This window comes from Candidatus Zixiibacteriota bacterium (assembly GCA_036397555.1).
GTDB lineage: Bacteria > Zixibacteria > MSB-5A5 > WJJR01 > WJJR01 > DATKYL01.
The window spans coordinates 21,480-38,435 of sequence record DASWIS010000026.1 but is presented as its reverse complement, the minus strand read 5'-3'; the positions used below and the strand labels follow the sequence as shown (position 1 = coordinate 38,435).

At 59.9% G+C, this 16,956-nt stretch carries 15 protein-coding genes; 5 read left to right on the top strand and 10 right to left on the bottom strand.

The genetic code is table 11. The features are described 5' to 3' along the window. The first annotated feature begins 156 nt into the window (after nucleotides 1-156). The 4 genes from VGB22_08565 to VGB22_08550 all read left to right on the top strand — a co-directional run bounded on the left by VGB22_08565 (nucleotide 157) and on the right by VGB22_08550 (nucleotide 6,185). Nucleotides 157-1,794, top strand: coding sequence for a M4 family metallopeptidase (locus VGB22_08565; GenBank protein ID HEX9751319.1), 1,638 nt, complete (start codon nucleotides 157-159; stop codon nucleotides 1,792-1,794). An 84-nt stretch (nucleotides 1,795-1,878) separates the two neighbouring features. Continuing rightward, nucleotides 1,879-2,691: a hypothetical protein gene (locus VGB22_08560; protein ID HEX9751318.1), complete on the top strand. Its 813-nt coding sequence runs from the start codon at nucleotides 1,879-1,881 to the stop codon at nucleotides 2,689-2,691. 737 nt (nucleotides 2,692-3,428) lie between these two features. Then, entirely contained in the window at nucleotides 3,429-5,666 is a 2,238-nt protein-coding gene (locus VGB22_08555) for a thioredoxin domain-containing protein (protein ID HEX9751317.1), read from the top strand. A 102-nt stretch (nucleotides 5,667-5,768) separates the two neighbouring features. After that, nucleotides 5,769-6,185, top strand: coding sequence for a DCC1-like thiol-disulfide oxidoreductase family protein (locus VGB22_08550; GenBank protein HEX9751316.1), 417 nt, complete (start codon nucleotides 5,769-5,771; stop codon nucleotides 6,183-6,185). Between the two features lie 58 nt (nucleotides 6,186-6,243). Here VGB22_08550 and VGB22_08545 read toward each other — a convergent pair whose 3' ends face one another. The 9 genes from VGB22_08545 to VGB22_08505 form a co-directional block, all read right to left on the bottom strand. After that, nucleotides 6,244-7,566 carry a hypothetical protein gene (locus VGB22_08545; GenBank protein HEX9751315.1) on the bottom strand — a complete coding sequence of 441 codons (1,323 nt, stop codon included), beginning with the start codon at nucleotides 7,564-7,566 and terminating at the stop codon, nucleotides 6,244-6,246. Nucleotides 7,567-7,579: 13 nt separating this feature from the next. Next, entirely contained in the window at nucleotides 7,580-8,026 is a 447-nt protein-coding gene (locus VGB22_08540) for a hypothetical protein (protein ID HEX9751314.1), read from the bottom strand. Continuing rightward, nucleotides 8,026-8,625, bottom strand: coding sequence for a hypothetical protein (locus VGB22_08535; protein HEX9751313.1), 600 nt, complete (start codon nucleotides 8,623-8,625; stop codon nucleotides 8,026-8,028). Before VGB22_08535 ends, VGB22_08540 begins: the two co-directional genes overlap by 1 nt. Then, nucleotides 8,622-10,313 (bottom strand): hypothetical protein, encoded by a 1,692-nt coding sequence (locus VGB22_08530; GenBank protein ID HEX9751312.1) that lies wholly within the window; start codon nucleotides 10,311-10,313, stop codon nucleotides 8,622-8,624. Before VGB22_08530 ends, VGB22_08535 begins: the two co-directional genes overlap by 4 nt. Nucleotides 10,314-10,352: 39 nt before the next feature. Further along, nucleotides 10,353-11,489, bottom strand: a complete 1,137-nt coding sequence (locus tag VGB22_08525; protein ID HEX9751311.1) for a prepilin-type N-terminal cleavage/methylation domain-containing protein — start codon at nucleotides 11,487-11,489, stop codon at nucleotides 10,353-10,355. Between the two features lie 24 nt (nucleotides 11,490-11,513). Continuing rightward, a complete protein-coding gene (locus VGB22_08520) occupies nucleotides 11,514-11,945 on the bottom strand; it encodes a prepilin-type N-terminal cleavage/methylation domain-containing protein (GenBank protein HEX9751310.1) in 432 nt (143 codons plus the stop codon). 102 nt (nucleotides 11,946-12,047) lie between these two features. Beyond that, on the bottom strand, nucleotides 12,048-12,485 hold the full coding sequence (locus VGB22_08515; protein ID HEX9751309.1) for a prepilin-type N-terminal cleavage/methylation domain-containing protein: 438 nt from the start codon (nucleotides 12,483-12,485) through the stop codon (nucleotides 12,048-12,050). 131 nt (nucleotides 12,486-12,616) lie between these two features. After that, a complete protein-coding gene (locus VGB22_08510; protein HEX9751308.1) occupies nucleotides 12,617-13,828 on the bottom strand; it encodes a type II secretion system F family protein in 1,212 nt (403 codons plus the stop codon). 38 nt (nucleotides 13,829-13,866) lie between these two features. Further along, nucleotides 13,867-15,561: a GspE/PulE family protein gene (locus VGB22_08505; GenBank protein HEX9751307.1), complete on the bottom strand. Its 1,695-nt coding sequence runs from the start codon at nucleotides 15,559-15,561 to the stop codon at nucleotides 13,867-13,869. A gap of 131 nt (nucleotides 15,562-15,692) precedes the next feature. Between VGB22_08505 and VGB22_08500 the strand changes: the two genes are divergently transcribed. After that, a complete protein-coding gene (locus VGB22_08500) occupies nucleotides 15,693-16,361 on the top strand; it encodes a nitroreductase family protein (GenBank protein ID HEX9751306.1) in 669 nt (222 codons plus the stop codon). A gap of 81 nt (nucleotides 16,362-16,442) precedes the next feature. Here VGB22_08500 and VGB22_08495 read toward each other — a convergent pair whose 3' ends face one another. Then, on the bottom strand, nucleotides 16,443-16,802 hold the full coding sequence (locus tag VGB22_08495; protein ID HEX9751305.1) for a VOC family protein: 360 nt from the start codon (nucleotides 16,800-16,802) through the stop codon (nucleotides 16,443-16,445). Nucleotides 16,803-16,956: the final 154 nt, after the last annotated feature.

Below are 16,956 nucleotides of genomic sequence, written 5' to 3'. Positions count from 1 at the left end.
ATCGAGGGCTGGTACAACCGCGAACGCATGCACACCAGCCTGGACGATCTCAGTCCGGTTGAATTTGAGGAACGCTTGTTGCTGGAATCTATCTAAACGAGTGTCAACGAAAACGGGGGATCATCACAGCCGACCGGATGGGACAACAGCATCGTAGTGTCTCCAGTCGAGGGGACGCATACATCTGCTTCGACGTTCAATCAGGATGAGACGGTGTACATTGATTTGGCATGGATCAATAACTCCGAGAATCCCGCAGGAACTCACGTAGGTCGATTGTATGACAACGACGTACTGATCGGGACCACAAACCCAACGACCCTAGACGCCTATGAATGGGCCGGAGTAAGCGACTTCGCGTTCCTTTTCGCGGACGCAGGGTGGCATACACTGCGGCTCGTGATCGATGAATTCGATGAAGTTGGTGAAACGAACGAGAGCAACAACTCTTGCCAGATTGAAGTACTGGTGAATTGTACTGATGGGCCTGCATACTTTGGTGATGGATGTTCTGTTGTGGGACCTGATGTATCTCCATTGAGGACATACTGTAGTGATGGGCAGTTCCAGTTACGCGGGCTTATATACGCGATCCCAGACGAGACATTTGTTAGGACCTTTCAGTTCTCGACCTTTGACCCCCTTCCCGGGACGATGCCGACTGACAGTGACAACCACTGGTTTGATCCATGGATATGCGATCATGTAGAGGGTCACGCTAATGCACTGATCACCCAGGAATACATGGCATATTATCTGAATCGGGAAAGCTTTGACGGGAACCGAAGCGACATGATCCAGACAGTTAATTATTCCGGTCCGACGGAGGGTAATCCAACAGGGCCCGACTGCGTCGATAACGCCTACTACTCTCCCGAGGCACAACAATGTCGTTTCTGTGTTGTTGACAATCCGAATCGCAACTCGACGGGTGTGGCTATAGATATTGTTGCCCACGAATGGGCACATGGGATATTGCATACCTCGCAAGGGAACCTCAACTATGCACGGGAATCCGGAGCTCTGAATGAAGGCTATGCCGATGCATTTGGCGCGACGGTTCGCGCCTACGCAGAAGGCTACTTGCCAGACATTTGGCTCTTCGGGGAGGATAGCTTTAAGCCTGCTAACGTGGGAATCAGGTACTTGGCCGATCCTACCGTCGGAGGCCGTCCAGACTTCTATCTGGATGAGGGAGAAGGCTGGATCGATGTAAACGACTGCGATCCAACGCCAGCGAATGATTACTGCGGTGTGCATACCAACTCAGGAGTACCGAATAAGATGTTCTATTTGTTGTCAGACGGTGGTACACACTTCGGAATCACTGTAGGGGCCATAGGTGTGTACGAGGCTTTCAATGTCTTGTATAGGGCATCGCAGTCACATTGGATGCCGAATGATGGATTCCGTGACGCAATGCAGGGAATGTGTAAGGCTGGAGATGAGTTAGATCCGTCAGGCGGATACAAGAAGCAGTCAGGACTGGCTTGGGCGGCGGTAGGGGTATGCGATTGTCCCTCAATGGCTGACATTGATCATTCTGGAGTCATAAACGTATTCGACATCGTAAAAGTGGTAGGTAGGGCGTTTCGTCAGGATGCAGAGATTACAGATGACTGGTGCCCATTCGAGGCGACTGACGTCGATTGCAGCGGAATCACAGACGTATTTGACGTCGTTGCCGCTGTGGAGGTTGGATTCCGGAATGGCCTACCGACTACATACTTCTGCCATTGCGCGCCTTCTCATGAGCTGCAATCGCCTGCTCTGGCTTTAAGTCATTCGAAATAGGAGGGATGAATGGACACTTTTCGTGCGATGTGCTTGGCGATAATCCTCGCGTCATACGCTGGCTCGATTGCGCTAGGAGCTAACATGGTGTCGATAGAGTCCAAGCAATTGCCAGCCGGGTCGTCGGAGGCATTGGTCGGGGTGTATATTGCAAACGACATGGACCTTTCAGGACTTGTCATACCATTGCGATATGTTGCGCTCGACTCGAACGCCTACATGTCAGAGTCATGGGATTTGACGGTGCAGGGAAGGCTCTCCGCTTGGGCGGAGCCGGGCGCTAGCTACACGGTCTCCGAGTTCTATACAGAGAAGCATTACAGTGCGTTTGACTGGCGAGGCGCGGCATGCGAGCAGGACAGTACCGGGCTCACTTGGAGCACACCGTCAGACACGTTTGACTTTGTTAGCCCCGATGCATCTGTGCTCATGATTATCGGAATCAATCCGCCGGTGCTGGAAGCAGGAGATGATGGCATTCCCGGTTCAGGAACACCTTCGATAGAGCTTATTTTCGGGATTGGGAATGTTCTTGGCTCAATGGAGATCGATACTGTATGTATCAGTCCGGCAAATAGGCTGGCATTCGTGGACGAGTTTTATGAACCAGTGCAGGGGGTCGATTTCTTGAAGTCGACAATCGAGATCTGCTGCGCCTGCGACTGCCACGCTGACCCGCAGTGTGACGGCGTGTACAATGTGTTTGACGTGGTCAAGATTAGCCAAGTGGTAAATCAAGGCTATCCGGAGCCGGCTGACCCGAATCCCTGCTGTCCATACAAGAAGACAGACGTGGACTGTGACGGAGACACTGATCAGACTGACTTAGACAAGATGGGGGCTGTCTGCTTCCAGTATGCCGACCCGGACACGACATTCTGCCGGCCATGTGAGTGAGTGATACCAAAGCCAGAGTGCGCCTCATGTGAACATGTGGCCGCGAATTCAATTCGCGGTCCCTCGCAGAAGGACAACACCCGCACGCGGCCGACCCGGGCACGACGTCTTGCCGGCCGTGCCGGCGTCCGAGCGGTCATCTGGGGCGCCGCGACGCACGGGCGGCGGCCGCAAGATTTTGCTTGACACGAATCGGCCCATGTGTTTGAATTGGGGCGTTGTCAGTTGGTAGTCCTTACGCAGCTCTGCAGGAGAATACCTCGATCCAATCGTGACCCGCTTTTTGCCGGATACTGTATAGTCCCGGCGCAACCGTACCAGACAGGGAAGTACTCGGCATTACCGGTTCATCGCGTCGCTCGCTGGTGATGGAACGCGGAATCTCGGCAATGTGACGCGTGGCATAGCCGCACGAGGCCGGAGGACCGGGCAATCGAGCGCAGTGCATTCGCGGGTGCTCGCATGATGTTGTCTGACGAAATCACATAGGACGCGACACCCGTCGGAGTTGGAGCGACGGGGGCGGCGTCCTTGACGTCCGGGTCGCTGACGGGTGTCGCATCGAAAGTCTGCCGTGGCACGGATGCTGCCAGGTGTTGCGGCAGAGTCGCCGGCCGGATCGCTGCCTGATCCGGCCGTTCTTTTTTGTGCATTCCCTCAACGCGAGAAACAATCGCGTCGGCCGTCTGTTGACTTGAACAGTTGCGCCTGTGCGCATTGTTGAGGAGCGCCGTATCATGTCCCTGTGCCTCGCACGTACAACCGGAGACTCCATACGCCCGAGTGCGTGGCGACTGTACGGCGTGGCGATCTTCGTCGCCTGCGCCGCCGGGTGCGGCGGGTCGGACAATGTTGATCACGGGCACAGCCGAAATGATGACGCTGACGAGACGATGGTGACCCAGGGCAACCGTCTGCGCGACGAAAAAAGCCCCTATCTGTTGCAGCATGCGGGCAACCCGGTGGACTGGCATCCCTGGGGGGAGGAGGCATTCGCGCGCGCCAATGAGCTGGATCGCCCGATTTTTCTGTCCGTGGGATATGCGACCTGCCACTGGTGCCACGTGATGGAGGAGGAGTCGTTTGAAGACTCCGCCGTCGCCGATCTGCTCAACGCACATTTCGTCGCGATCAAAGTCGATCGCGAGGAACGTCCCGATATCGACGAAATCTACATGAATGTCTGCCAGATGATGACTGGCAGCGGCGGCTGGCCGTTGACCGTCATCATGGCCCCCGACGGGCGGCCGTTTTTTGCGGGAACCTACATTCCCAAGGAGCCCCGTTATGGGCGAATGGGTCTACTGGACCTGCTGAATTTGATCGAGGAGAAGTGGCGTACCGAGCGCGCGAGTCTCAGCGAGTTGGGAGAACGCGTCACTTTGGCATTGCGCCAGGCAGGTGCCGGATCCGACGGCGTCATTCCCTCGCTGGGCACGCTGGAAGCGGCCGTGCTGACAATGCGCTCGCAATATGACGCGCGTTTCGGCGGATACGGCGGCGCCCCGAAGTTCCCGATGCCGCACCGGCTGACCGCAATGACTCGCTGGGTGCATCGCACCGGCGATGCCACCGTGCTGGGCCAGCTTGAGCACTCGCTGCGCGCGATGCGATGGGGCGGGATTTACGATCAACTCGGCTACGGATTCCATCGGTACTCGACCGATCCGCAATGGCTGGTGCCGCACTTCGAAAAAATGCTGTACGACAACGCGGGATTGGCGATCACGTACACCGAGATGTACCAACTGACGGGCAACGATGAGTGGCGCGCGGTCGCCGAGGAAATCTTCACCTATGTGCTTCGCGATATGACGTCACCGGACGGGGCGTTCTATTCTGCGGAAGACGCCGACTCCGAGGGCGAAGAGGGAACCTTCTATGTTTGGGAGCCCGATGGCTTCGACCAACCGCTCGGTCCCGATCGGGGCAATCTCGCGCGGCGATTCTGGGGTGTGACCGCCACGGGTAACTTCGAGGGTGGCCGGGCCATCCTGCATCAGGTGATGTCGCCCGATGTCCTCGCCGAAGCGGTCAACCGGCCCGTCGATGAGGTCAGGCGCGACATCGATGACGCGCGTCGCCGGCTGTTTGAGTTGCGGCAGCAGCGCGAACACCCGTTCAAGGATGATAAAGTCCTGATGTCCTGGAACGGTTTCATGATTGCCGCGCTGGCGAAGGCGAGCCAGGCATTCGACCAGCCGCGTTACGCCGACGCGGCCGCGCAGGCAGCGAGATTCGTTCTGGAGACCTTGCGCGATGACCGCGGACGGCTATTGCGGCGCTACCGTGACGGCAGCGCGGGGATTCCGGCATTCAGCGAGGACTACGCCTACCTCGTGTGGGGGCTGATCGAGTTGTACGAGGCAACATTTGACGCGCGCTACTTGCAGGAGGCGCTTGCGCTCAATGATGAGATGCTGCGGCTCTTCTGGGACGACGCGGACGGCGGCCTGCACTTTACCGGGATCGATTCCGAGGAACTGCTGGTGCGTCCCAAAGAATACGGCGATGGCGCGATGCCGTCGGCGAACTCTGTCGCGGCGCTCAATCTGCTGCGCCTCGGACGAATGACGGGCAATACCGGGCTTGAAGCACGGGCGGATGCAATGCTGCGTTCATTCGGTTCCCGGTTTGCCCAGTCGCCGACCAACTACATGCAGGCCTGGTGGGCGCTCGATTTCGCCCACGGCCCCTCGTATGAGATCGTGCTGGCGGCCGACAATCCTGACGCAATCCATTCGGATATCGCCCAGGCGATCCGGTCGCGATACCTGCCGCGTAAGGTTTTGATGGCACGCTTCGGTGACAATCCGCCCGTAGCGAAACTCGCACCGTATCTCGCAGCGATGAAGCCGGTCAACGGACAGCCGACAGTCTATGTCTGCCGCAACTACCAGTGCGAGCTGCCGGTCACCTCGACCGACGCGCTGAATCGGCTGTTGGCGGAGCAAGCGCCGACACGCTTGCCGTAGTATCGGGCAGGATCATTCTCACTTACATTTGACCGGCGGCATCTCAGCGGCTCGGGGTTGCTCAGCCGCCGTGATGAGTCGTCGTCGTTGTTGTATGGCCGCATGAACGGGCAAGCAGACAATATCCCGAAACCGGCGCGTCCGCTTTTGATCTGGGATGGCGAATGCGGTTTCTGCCGTTTCTGGATCATGCGTTGGCAGACGCTGACTTGCGGCCAAGTCGACTACGAACCGTATCAATCGGCAGCGGCCCGATTCCCTGCCATCCCAATCGAACAATTCAAACGATCGGTTGTTCACGTCGCGCCCGACGGCACCATTCGGGCCGGCGCACATGCCGTGCTGACGACATTGGCGGCCGCGCGCCACAGGCGGTGGCTGTTGACGCTCTACGAACGCATCGCGCCGTTTCGCATCGCGGCCGAGTGGCTGTATAGAATTGTGGCGAATAACCGTGCATTCCTATCCAAGCTCACGCGACTGATCTGGGGAGAGTACGACGAGAGTGCGAAACGATAGGTCATGATCAAGTCGGAGCGGCTCAAAGCTGTCAGGTATCGGACGGAGCTCCCTCGGATCAGGAACTACCGGCGGACAGTATCCGCGGCGTAATGAAGATCAGCAGATCGGTTTTCTGTTTCTGCGTTTTCCGATGCGTGAACAGCGCGCCCAGAATGGGAATGTCTCCGAGCAGGAAGACTTTTGACTTGGTGGTAAAGTCGGTCTCGCGCATGAGTCCGCCGATGACGAGCGTTTCATTGTCGGCGACGCGCACCGAAGTGGTCACGCGTCGATTGGCGGTGATCGGGCGCTGATTGTCCGATGGGCCCGAAAAGCCGGTGATCTCCTGCACAATCGGCTCGACGAACAGCGTCACCAGTCCGGAATCATTCAGGCGCGGCCGCACCTTCAGCGTGATGCCGACTTCGATGTCGATGAAGTCGACGATGTCCTGCGTCGCCGCGCCCTCGGTAAATCGGGTCACGGTTTGAACCGGAAAGGTCGTCGTGACACGAATCTCTGCCGTCTCATCCTCCAGCACCGTGACGCGGGGATCGGAGAGCAGATGTGACTTGCCGTTCTGATCGAGAAACTCGATGAAGCCGCTGAACTGATCGACGCTCAGGGTTCCGAAATTCCAGATCTTGCCGTCGGGGATGGGATACTCGGCCGACGGCGGCGTGCGCGTCTGGCCCCCACCCGTGGTTGTGCTCTGCACGGCGTCAAAGTCGGCCACGGTCGCGCCGATGCGCGTCGGCCAGCTCAGTCCGACTCCCTGCTGATCGTCGAGGGAGGTCTCGATGAATTTGACCGCGATTTCAAATTGCGGACGGGGCGTATCGAGTGAGTCGATCAGATCCAGGACCGCCTGCATCCGTGCCTGCTTTTCGGTGACGACAAGGATCGGGCGGCCGGATTGTCCCGTCGATCCCGAGGCCACAGTCGTTCCGGTCGGCGCCACGCCGCCCAACACATTGACGGACGCCCCTTCGGTCAGAACACCCGCCAGAACCGTCTGCACCGCCAGCGGATCGGCATGACGCAGAGAGACGACCCGATGCGCCATCGGTATGGCGGTCTGGTCGGAGGCGCTGGAAATCACGAGCACGTCGTCATTCCAGTAGTAACGCAGTCCATTGGCGGCGGCGATGGCATCGAGCGCGGTGCTCCAATCGACATCGGTCAGGTTGATATCACTTTCGCCCTCGACGCCGGGCGCAATGACCAGGTCAAATCCGACTTCCGTCGCCAGGGACGACAGCACGGTCGTGACCTTCGTCCGGGCGAAGCGCAGACTGATTGTTTGCGGGGCCGGGCGAGACCACGTTTCTGTCGTGAACAATCCTGCACAGAGGAGCACCAGGGCGAGTGCCGTCAGTTTTTTGGGCCGCGTCAGCATATGGGTTGTCCTGTCACAGAGTCAGTCGGACACGCGACTCGCCGCGCGTCATAACGACATCATCGTCGCCGATTCGTTCGATCTGCCAGCCGCGCACCGTCGCTTGCGCCGTATATGTCTGACCATCCAGGACACAAACCCGCTCGCTGCCGATGACCATGATGCCCTGCAGACGCACACCCGGACTCGGACGGGCGGATCGTGTTCCTGCGGCCGGCGCTGCCGATCGTTCCTCGGGTCGCCGAAACGGATCGTCGGGCCAATCGCCCGCCAGACTGACCGGAGCCGTGTGCGCGGTTGCCGCAGCAAGGTCGGCCCCGGACGGAGTCGTTGCCGGCTCGTTGCCGAAACTGTCCGCGTCCGATTTGTGCGACGGCCGTTTCCAGGGCTGCACAATGAGTCCAAGAGTGACCGTCAGGCCGAGGACGATTCCCAGGATGACCTTGCGTTTCGATTCCATCATAGACTCGCATCTGTTTGCTGTTTTGGATCCGGCAACGCGACGACGATCCAGAATGCGGCCCGTCCCGAAAACAGGATCAGCCGCTCGTCTTCGTCCTTGCGCCAGAGACAGGATCGCCACTGTTGGAAATCGGCACGTTTCTCTATTTTGTCCAGCCAGCCGCCGATGGCGGAAAACGCCCCTGCCGCGCTGAATTCGACAATCAAGGTGTCGAATGCGACTTTGGATCCGTTCTGATCGGTGACTCTCGTCAAGTCCAGAGTGCTTTCCAGACTGGGACGAGCGGTCGATTCGGAGACGTTATGGCTGTCAGCTGCGGCGCGCAACTCACTCAACAGCCGCGTGATCGACCCCGTCGTCGCAAAACTGTCTGTGACCCATCGAATCGTGTCGGTCACCGCTTCCAACTGCGCCACGATCCCGGGGGCCGTCGCGACCATCTGCTCGGAGCGACCGCGTCGCGCGTCGATGTCCATGATTTGCGCTTCCAAACTGCGGCTGCGCCCGTGGAGCGGCCAGACGACGAAATACATCCAACAGGTCCAGATCCCCACGGTCAGAACGACCCATTTGATCCATGCCGGCGAGCGCTTCATGGCAGTCTCCCGTCCACCGTCAGCGGCTGTGTTTCAATATTGATGCTGAATGCCGAGCGGTGCCGCCCTTTCCAGAACAAGTCGCGCGTCTGCAAGTCGGGCCGCTCAGCGCTTCCCGACAGCCCCCGGAGCTGAGTCAGCCAATCGCGATAGATCAGCTCGTGCGGAAGCTCGCCGTCGGAGAGCAATCCGTCGATTCGTGCGTGTAACATCGGCGCCTCGTCCGGAGAAAGCCCCCAGCGTCGGATTATCTCGAATTCAGCGATTGACCCATTCTCCGGCAGTGTCGCCATCACCGTCTTGATCCAGGGCATCCATAGCTCGCGGCTGTTGCGCAGCATCCTGAGAGCGGCTGTCCGTGCCATTAATGAAGCCGATTGGCGTGACACTTCAGAAATCGCCGTCGACTGCTCGTACATGTCCAGTCGTTTCCGTGCCGATGCCAGCTCGCTGGCCTGTTGGCGAACCGAGTTCCATTGCAGAAGCGTGGACGCAATCACGATCCCCACCGAGACGAAGCAACTAAGCCGTGCGACCTGCTGAAGTCGAAGCAACTGACGTCGCCGCTTGATCGGTTGTGGCGTCAGATCGACCGTGGCCCGGCCGCATGCCGCCAGCACGGCGGGCGCGATCATGCCGATCTGGCGCTCCGACCAACCCCCGACATGATCGGGCATCAGGCTTCCCAGCGAGGTCAGGGGATTGACGACCGAGAGCACAGTGTCAAAGCGGCTGCCCCAGTTATCGAGCATCGGCGCGATCTCCCCGGGTGGTCCGATCAGCGCCATCGCTTTGGGGGTCTGGCTCGAACCCTTGCTCAGATAGAAATCGAAAGGATCGGCGATCGTTCCGCCCAACTCCCGGACCCAATCGCGCAGGGCCGCGGCCCTAATGTCGTCGCTGATGTCCCCCTCGAATTCCGGCGGCGCGGGCATCGCGCCGATGTCATAGTGGAATCGCAACGCTCCGCCGGCGAAGACGGAGAATGTTCCACGCTGTTCCGACCAGAAGACGACAGAATGCGGGGCGATCGATTCCAATTCGCCGTCGTTCCTGTCGGGGAGTCGCTGTGTCCCGACCAATGAGACTTCATGCAGTTGCCATCCCAGGATCGCGATCGCTTCGAGCATCAACTCGGCGTCCTCGCGCGGTATCGCTACGAGCGTCACCCACCAGCCGTCGTCGCCGTCGCGGACAAGCTTGGTGCCGGTCAGTGATTCGGATTCTTCGAGGGAAAAGGGGATCAGTTTCTGTCCTTCCCAGCGCGCAGCGGGTGTCAACTGGCGCTTGGGCAAGGGCGGCAAATGGAAATGACGGACAACGGCACGCGGGGCCGAGATGACCAGATCGACGATCGGGTCTCGTTCGGAGATCATCTCCCGCAGCGTCTTGGCCACCGTCGACGCATCCGGTGTTTCCTCCCATTCGCAGACGGAGAGTGCGTCGATGGCATGCCCGTCTCCGTGCGGGCGAACGCCCACAACAATGAGATTGCGACCGTCGAATTCGATGCCGATGCGCCGCCCGCGCGCCACCGGGGGTTGGTATTCCCAGTGGATCAAGCCGCGCGGCCTGGCGTTATCGGGCGATTCGACCAAACGAGAGTCGGCGGCAGGGCGCGCCTCCGCACGAGTCGCCTCGCTGTCGATTCTGGCCGTGGCTGATGTCCTGACGGTTGGTGATCCCATCTCCGTCTTCCGTGGCGGATCGCAGGGCGCACGCCCCGGTTACGGCGTCGTGAAACTGATCGACTCGCCGCTGCTGAATTCGATCGTGAATGTGACGCCCTCAACGCTCGTGTTGCTGCCGCCAGTCGGCGCGTCCTGAAAGTCCTGCACCTTGATCGGGATGATGGCCCCCGCGTTGATCGATTGCGGACTGGTGAAAGGCGCTGTGTCGCCGCTACTCGCGCGCGGGTTGGTCTCGTTGAATACGCTTGTCCCATTCCAGCGAATGCGTCGATAGTGCACTGACGGCGAATAAGTCAAAACCATCCACTGAACGACGATGCCGGCGGAACTGGTGTTCGTGATGCTGAAATTAAGATCTTCATCACTGGCGCCGCTTGTGGCCGCGGTGCCGGCGACATACTCAATCCCGCCGACGCCGCCGCCGGTCGGGGCGAAGACGGCCCCCGGCAGCCGCAGGCCGACGGTTGCCCCGCTGCGCGGCAGGGTCGAGGCCACCGCGAACACCGTATCGTCGGTGGCGCGATAGACGGCGTAAACCTGGTGATTTCCGACCGGAATCGTCGATAATGAGAAGCTGCCGCCGCCATTGGGGTTGGCCGTCGCGGTGGTGGTGCCCCCCGAGCCGTCCGGATAGGTGATCGTAATCGAGACGGCGACCGATGAATCGCCGGGCGGATTACCGGCGGCGTCCGTGAGAGTCCCGGCGACCGGTGTTGTTGTCAGATCCGTTGCCGCCGATGCGACATTCTTGGTCAGCGGCGTCACTCCGCCCCCCGTCGATGCAATCGTGATTCCGCCGGAGAACGTGTATGTGTTGCCCCAGGCATCTTTCTTGTAGCCGTCGGAATCCTCCGTGAAACGCCGACCGATGTACGGTCCGTTCCAGGTGGAATAGCCCCCCGGATTGGTGACCAGATTGTCGAGTGCAACGGGCAAAGCGCCCACGTCGCCGACATACCCGAAGTCGGAGCGGAACCCGTTGGCATACAACTCGGCATTGCCCGCGATGGCATGGGCCAGCGCCTGCATCTCGTCCTGGGTTTCATTGACCCGCGCGCTCTCCATGCTGTTTTGCACGGAGCGCAGCGCCACCGTCGAGAGAACCCCGATAATGACGACGACCATCAAAATCTCGATGAGGGTGAAGCCGGTCTGATTGCGCCGAACAATCATGGTTATCCTCGTCTCGCCGGATCGTCAAAACCCCAGCGTGATCGTGTCGCTGCCGCCGACGCTGGAAATCGTCCGGGACCCGGGCGCGTAAACGTACGCGGATCCCCACGCGTCGCTGAGATAGCTGTTGTCGGTTGCATCCACGTACGGCCCATTCCAGCCGATATGCTGGTATGCGTTCCACACCGGTACCGAATCCGGTTTGGCCACCAGATCGGCGAGTGCCGACGGCAGGAATCCGACATCGCCTTCAAAACCGTTGTCACGGTCATCTGTGGATCCCGCCAGCGCCCGCGCGATTCGTCGCAACTCATCTTTGGTCGCCGTTTCCTTGGACGAATTGATGATCGACCCGACAACCGGAATAGCGACCGCCGCCGTGATCGCCAACAGCACGATGACGATCACCAGCTCGATCAGCGTGAATCCCTTGTCGGCTTCCCCGGCACGTCTCATCGCAGTCGGTGATCCAATGAAAACCGCCCCGGCTTGACAACCGGGGCGGTGATGCTTGGTCAGCATGTTCGTTTCCGAGTTGAGTCGGCCCCGGAATCGCCTTTAGAATTGGTTTTCGCTGGCCACGTTGGTATTCGGCCAGACTTCCCCGGTCGTGGGTTTGTAGGCCCATCCGCCCCGGGTGCCGACTATCACGCCCTTGGTCACGCCGGTCACGATCGAGTCGGGCGCACTTGTGCTTACCTGGTACGGATTCGGCGGAATCGCCTGCATCAGAACCACACCGGGAGTGCGCAGCGAATCAATGGCCGGCCAGCCGGCGGTGCCGGTGGTCAACGCCTCGTTTCCATACCAGATGGAAATCGCCGAGCGCAAGCCACCCAGGGCTCCTTTGCACGATGACTTCTTCGCTTCGGAGACCATGTCGAAATAGCGCGGGATCGCCACGCCGGCAATGATACCGAGGATGACGATGATGATGACCAACTCGATCAAGGTGAACCCGGCACGGTCGCGGTTAAGATTCCTGAATCTGCGCATCGCTCGATCGCTCCTTACATTAGTCTTTGTCCGTTCAATCTCCGGCCAGTCGTCACTACTCATATCGGCACGGGTCCCGGAAACTTGCGCTTGAGAGTTTCATTTTGTGCAATCGGGGAACCGGGGCTAAGTCATTGGCGGAAAAGCGTGATGAGGTTCCACATCGGCAAGAGCACGGCGAGGGCCAGAATCAGCACACCCACTCCCAGCACGGCCAACAGGAGCGGCTTGATCCGATCGGTCAGGCGGCGAATGTCATAGTCGACTTCCTGATCGTAGTGGCGTGCGACTTCACCCATCATTCGTTCCACATCTCCCGATTCAAAACCGACACCGAGCATTTCGTAGACCAGTTCGGGCATCAATGCCTGCTCCGGAGGCGTCCCGACATCGGCGCCGGCGGTCAGTCGCCGGCGTATTTCGCGTACTTCGTCACCGACCGCCTGATTGCCGGCGCCGATGGCGACAATGTCCAACGCACTCGTTGCCGGAAGCCCCGCCGCATGCAGAACGCCGAACAGACGGGTGAAGCGGCTGACCGCGACCTTTAAGAAGAGCGAGCCCATGATGGGAAGTCGCAGCAGCATACGGTCACGCCACCGGCGTCCGGGCTCCGTTCTGGTCCAATGACGCCACACGAAGACGCCGACGATGGCAAGCACCGGAAAGAGCCACCACACATGCTCCAGCCAGCCGGCGACCGCAATGAGCATGCGCGTCGGCAGGGGTAGAGAGGCATTGAAGTTTGAGTAAAACGCCAAAAACCGCGGCACGACGAACTTGAGAATGACAATGCTGGCGATGCTGATCGCGATCACGACCATGATCGGATACCGGACCGCCTCGCGAACACGGCGGCGTGTATCCATCTCGCGGTCCAGATAGTCCGCGGTCTGGGCCAGGACGGTATCCAGATGTCCGGTCGACTCTCCGGCATTGACCGCTCCCAGATAGACCGCGTCGAATAGTCGCGGACATGTCGCCATCGCATCGTGCAACGTCTGGCCGTTGGCAACCCCCGCTGCAATCTGGCGGATCGACTCCCGAACGGTCGTGCCGGCCGTCTGGCGCGCGAGCATCTCCAGAACCGTCAACAGCGGGATTCCGGCTTTCATGAGCGAAGCGAATTTTTGAGTGAAGAGAATCTTCTCCTGGATGTCCCAAGCGCTGCCGCCGCGCTGCGCCCGCAGACGATCGATCAGACTCACGGACGGCCGGACATCGAGCGGGATCAGCCCGCTGGCATCGAGACGCTCACTGGCCAGCCCGGGCGTGTCGGCCTCCAGCGTGCCCCGTACTGTTCGCCCGTCGGATGTGGCGGCTTGGTAGCGAAAAAGCGGCATACGATATGTCTATCGGTCCGGCGGTTGTCTCGTCGTCATCACACGATCACTTCAAGCAGTTCGGCACGTCTTGGAATGACGCGCAACGCCTCTTCGGGAGTGGTCCTGCCCTGGGAAATCAGTTCACGCGCCTGGTGTCGCAAGTCGTGTAGCCCGCGATGCGACACGTATTCGCGCAGCGCACCGGTACTGCAGTTTTCGGAGATCATGCGACGGATCTCATCGTCGATGTTGAGAACCTCAAAGATGCCGATGCGTCCGCGATACCCCGTGCCCCGGCATTGACGGCATCCGACCGCGCGTCTCCACGAGCCGACCTCGCCGAGCATATCAAAACCCAATTGTTCCTTCATCAGCTCGGTCGGTTCCATTGGAACGGAGCAGTCGGGGCAGAGGCGACGGACCAGCCGCTGCGCGATCGCCGCGCGCAGCGCGGTCGCGACCAGAAACGGTTCGACGCCCATGTCGATGAGTCGATGCGGCACGGCGGCGGCGTCAATCGTGTGGATCGTCGACAGCACCAGATGCCCGGTCATGGCCGCCCGCGTGGCAATCTGCGCCGTCGGTGTATCACGCACCTCGCCGACCATGATGACGTCCGGGTTTTGACGCATAAAGGCCCGCAGCGCCGTCGCGAACGACAGCCCGGCGCGTTCGTTCACCTGCACCTGATTGACATGCGGCAGTGCGTACTCCACGGGATCTTCGACCGTCACGATATTCTTCTCCGGCGTCGTGATTTCGGCCAGAGCGGCATAGAGCGTCGTCGTCTTTCCGCTCGACGTCGGCCCGCAAATGAGGATCATTCCTTCGGTCGCCGCGAACTCTTCCGCGAGGCGTCGCTGCTGATCTTTCGACAACCCGATGGCGGCCAATCGCAGGTCCAGACCATGGCGTCCCAGGAGCCGCACGACGACCTTTTCGCCATAGATGGTCGGTATGGTCGAGACGCGCATATCGACTGTGTCGCGTCCGCTGCCTACGCCAAAGCGCCCGTCCTGCGGAATGCGTTTCTCCGAAACATCCATGCCCGCCATGACCTTGATGCGCGAGACGATCGCCGGATGCAGCCGCACCGGCGGGTGCGCTTCTTCGCGGAGGATGCCGTCCACGCGAAAGCGCACGCGGAGCGAGTCTTCGAGCGGTTCGATGTGCATATCGGAGGCCTGCTGTTTGACCGCTTCGGACAACAGCACGTCGACCAACTGGATGATCGGCGCGTCGGATTCGCCGGTCTCGCGTCCCTGGGAACGGGCCCCGGCATCGCTGATCACGCGCTCGACGTTTTCGGCGACAGAGTAGAAATGCGCGATGGCGGCTTCGATGTCCGATGGCGTCGATATGACGCGGTTGACTTTCAGCCCGGTCTGGAAGCGGATCTCGTCGATGGCGACCATGTCCAGCGGGTCGGCCATCGCGACCGTCAGCATGTCGTTGATCTTGAATAGCGCAACCGCCAGATGCTTCTTGGCGATGCGCAGGGGGATTGTGTGCACGACCTCCGGGTCGGCCGTAATTCCGGCGATGCTGATTTTGGGGATTCCCAGTCGCTCGCTGAGGACATCCACCAGATCATTCGGCGATATCAGTCCCTGCTCGGTGAGGATGTCGCCGAGCCGTTTGTTGCTGTCCTTCTGCTCACGCAGCGCCTGGGCGAGCTGCTCTTCGGAAATCAGGCCGCGCGCAACCAGCAGGTCGCCCAAACGGGGATAAATCGACTTGGATGTGGCCATAGCGATGCCGCCTCCGAACGGGCCATCCCCGGTCGGAAGTCACCTGTTCTTCATTATCGACGGATTCCGAATTCCCTTTTGGGTCGACACCAGACGCCAATGCCGAGCTCCATGTTGAAAGGATGAAGGATATGGATAAACCGCAGATGATATCCCTGGCCGGATATCAGGAGTACCCGCCCGCCGAGATGTCGCGCCGGTCCGCAGCTTTTCGCTCCGAAATCAGCCATCGCCGGACCGTGCGACACTTTTCGGGTCGGCCGGTCAATCGGCGCATCATTGAAGACTGCATTGCATCCGCAGGGTCGGCTCCCAGTGGCGCCAACATGCAACCGTGGCACTTCGTGGTAGTCTGCGATTCAGGGCTGAAGCGCGAAATCCGCAAGGCAGCGGAAGCTGAGGAGCGCGAGTTCTACGAGCATCGCGCGCCGAAAGAGTGGCTCGATGCACTGGCGCCGCTGGGAACCGACCATAACAAGCCGTTTCTCGAAACGGCACCGTACTTGATCTGTATCTTCATGCAGGTTTACGGATATCTGCCCGATCGCCGCAAGGTGAAACACTACTACGGCAGTGAATCAGTCGGCATCGCAACGGGAATACTAATCACCGCGCTGCACCACGCCGGGCTGGCCACTCTCACGCACACGCCCAGCCCGATGCGGTTTCTCAACCGCTTGTGTCGTCGGCCCGAGAACGAACGGCCGTATCTGATTCTTGTCGTTGGGCATCCCCAGGAGGGCGCGATGGTTCCCGATATCAGCCGCAAACCCCTGGGTGATATCTGTACGTTTCTTTGACTTCCGGTTTGAATACAGGGGAATCAACTTCAGCGGGAGACCGCAATAGCGGCCTCCCGTGACGTTCGATGATTCAGAGACTCAGCCCCGCAGCGGCTTATAGAGACCGATAGCGACACCGTCGGGATCGGCGAACCAGGCACAACTCCCGACGCCGGGTATTGGCGTCGGCGGCATCAACGTCTTGCCGCCGAGTTTCTCGGCGCTGTCGAGGGACTTTTGCAGATCGTCACCCTGCACATAGACGGTGACATACGGCGCCATGCCTTCGGGCAACGGGCCGATGCCGCCGCCGATACTCCCTTCGCAACCCGGGGCCACCATGCCATAGGGCATGCCTTCGGCCTTCTGGATCTCCCAGTTGAAGAGCTTTTTGTAGAAATCACACGCTCTATCCATGTCGCGGGCGCCGATTTCAAAATGGACGAATGGTTGTGCCATGATGCACTCCTTTCGGTGTGAAACTTCATGCGGTGTCATTCGTTTTAGAATTCTGCGCGCTTCGTGAAACGGCCGGATCGCTGTCACACCTCCGAGGGCTTTCCCCATCGTGGAAGTCGTGTACGACCGGTTGGCGCCGCCGAGTTTGAGTCGT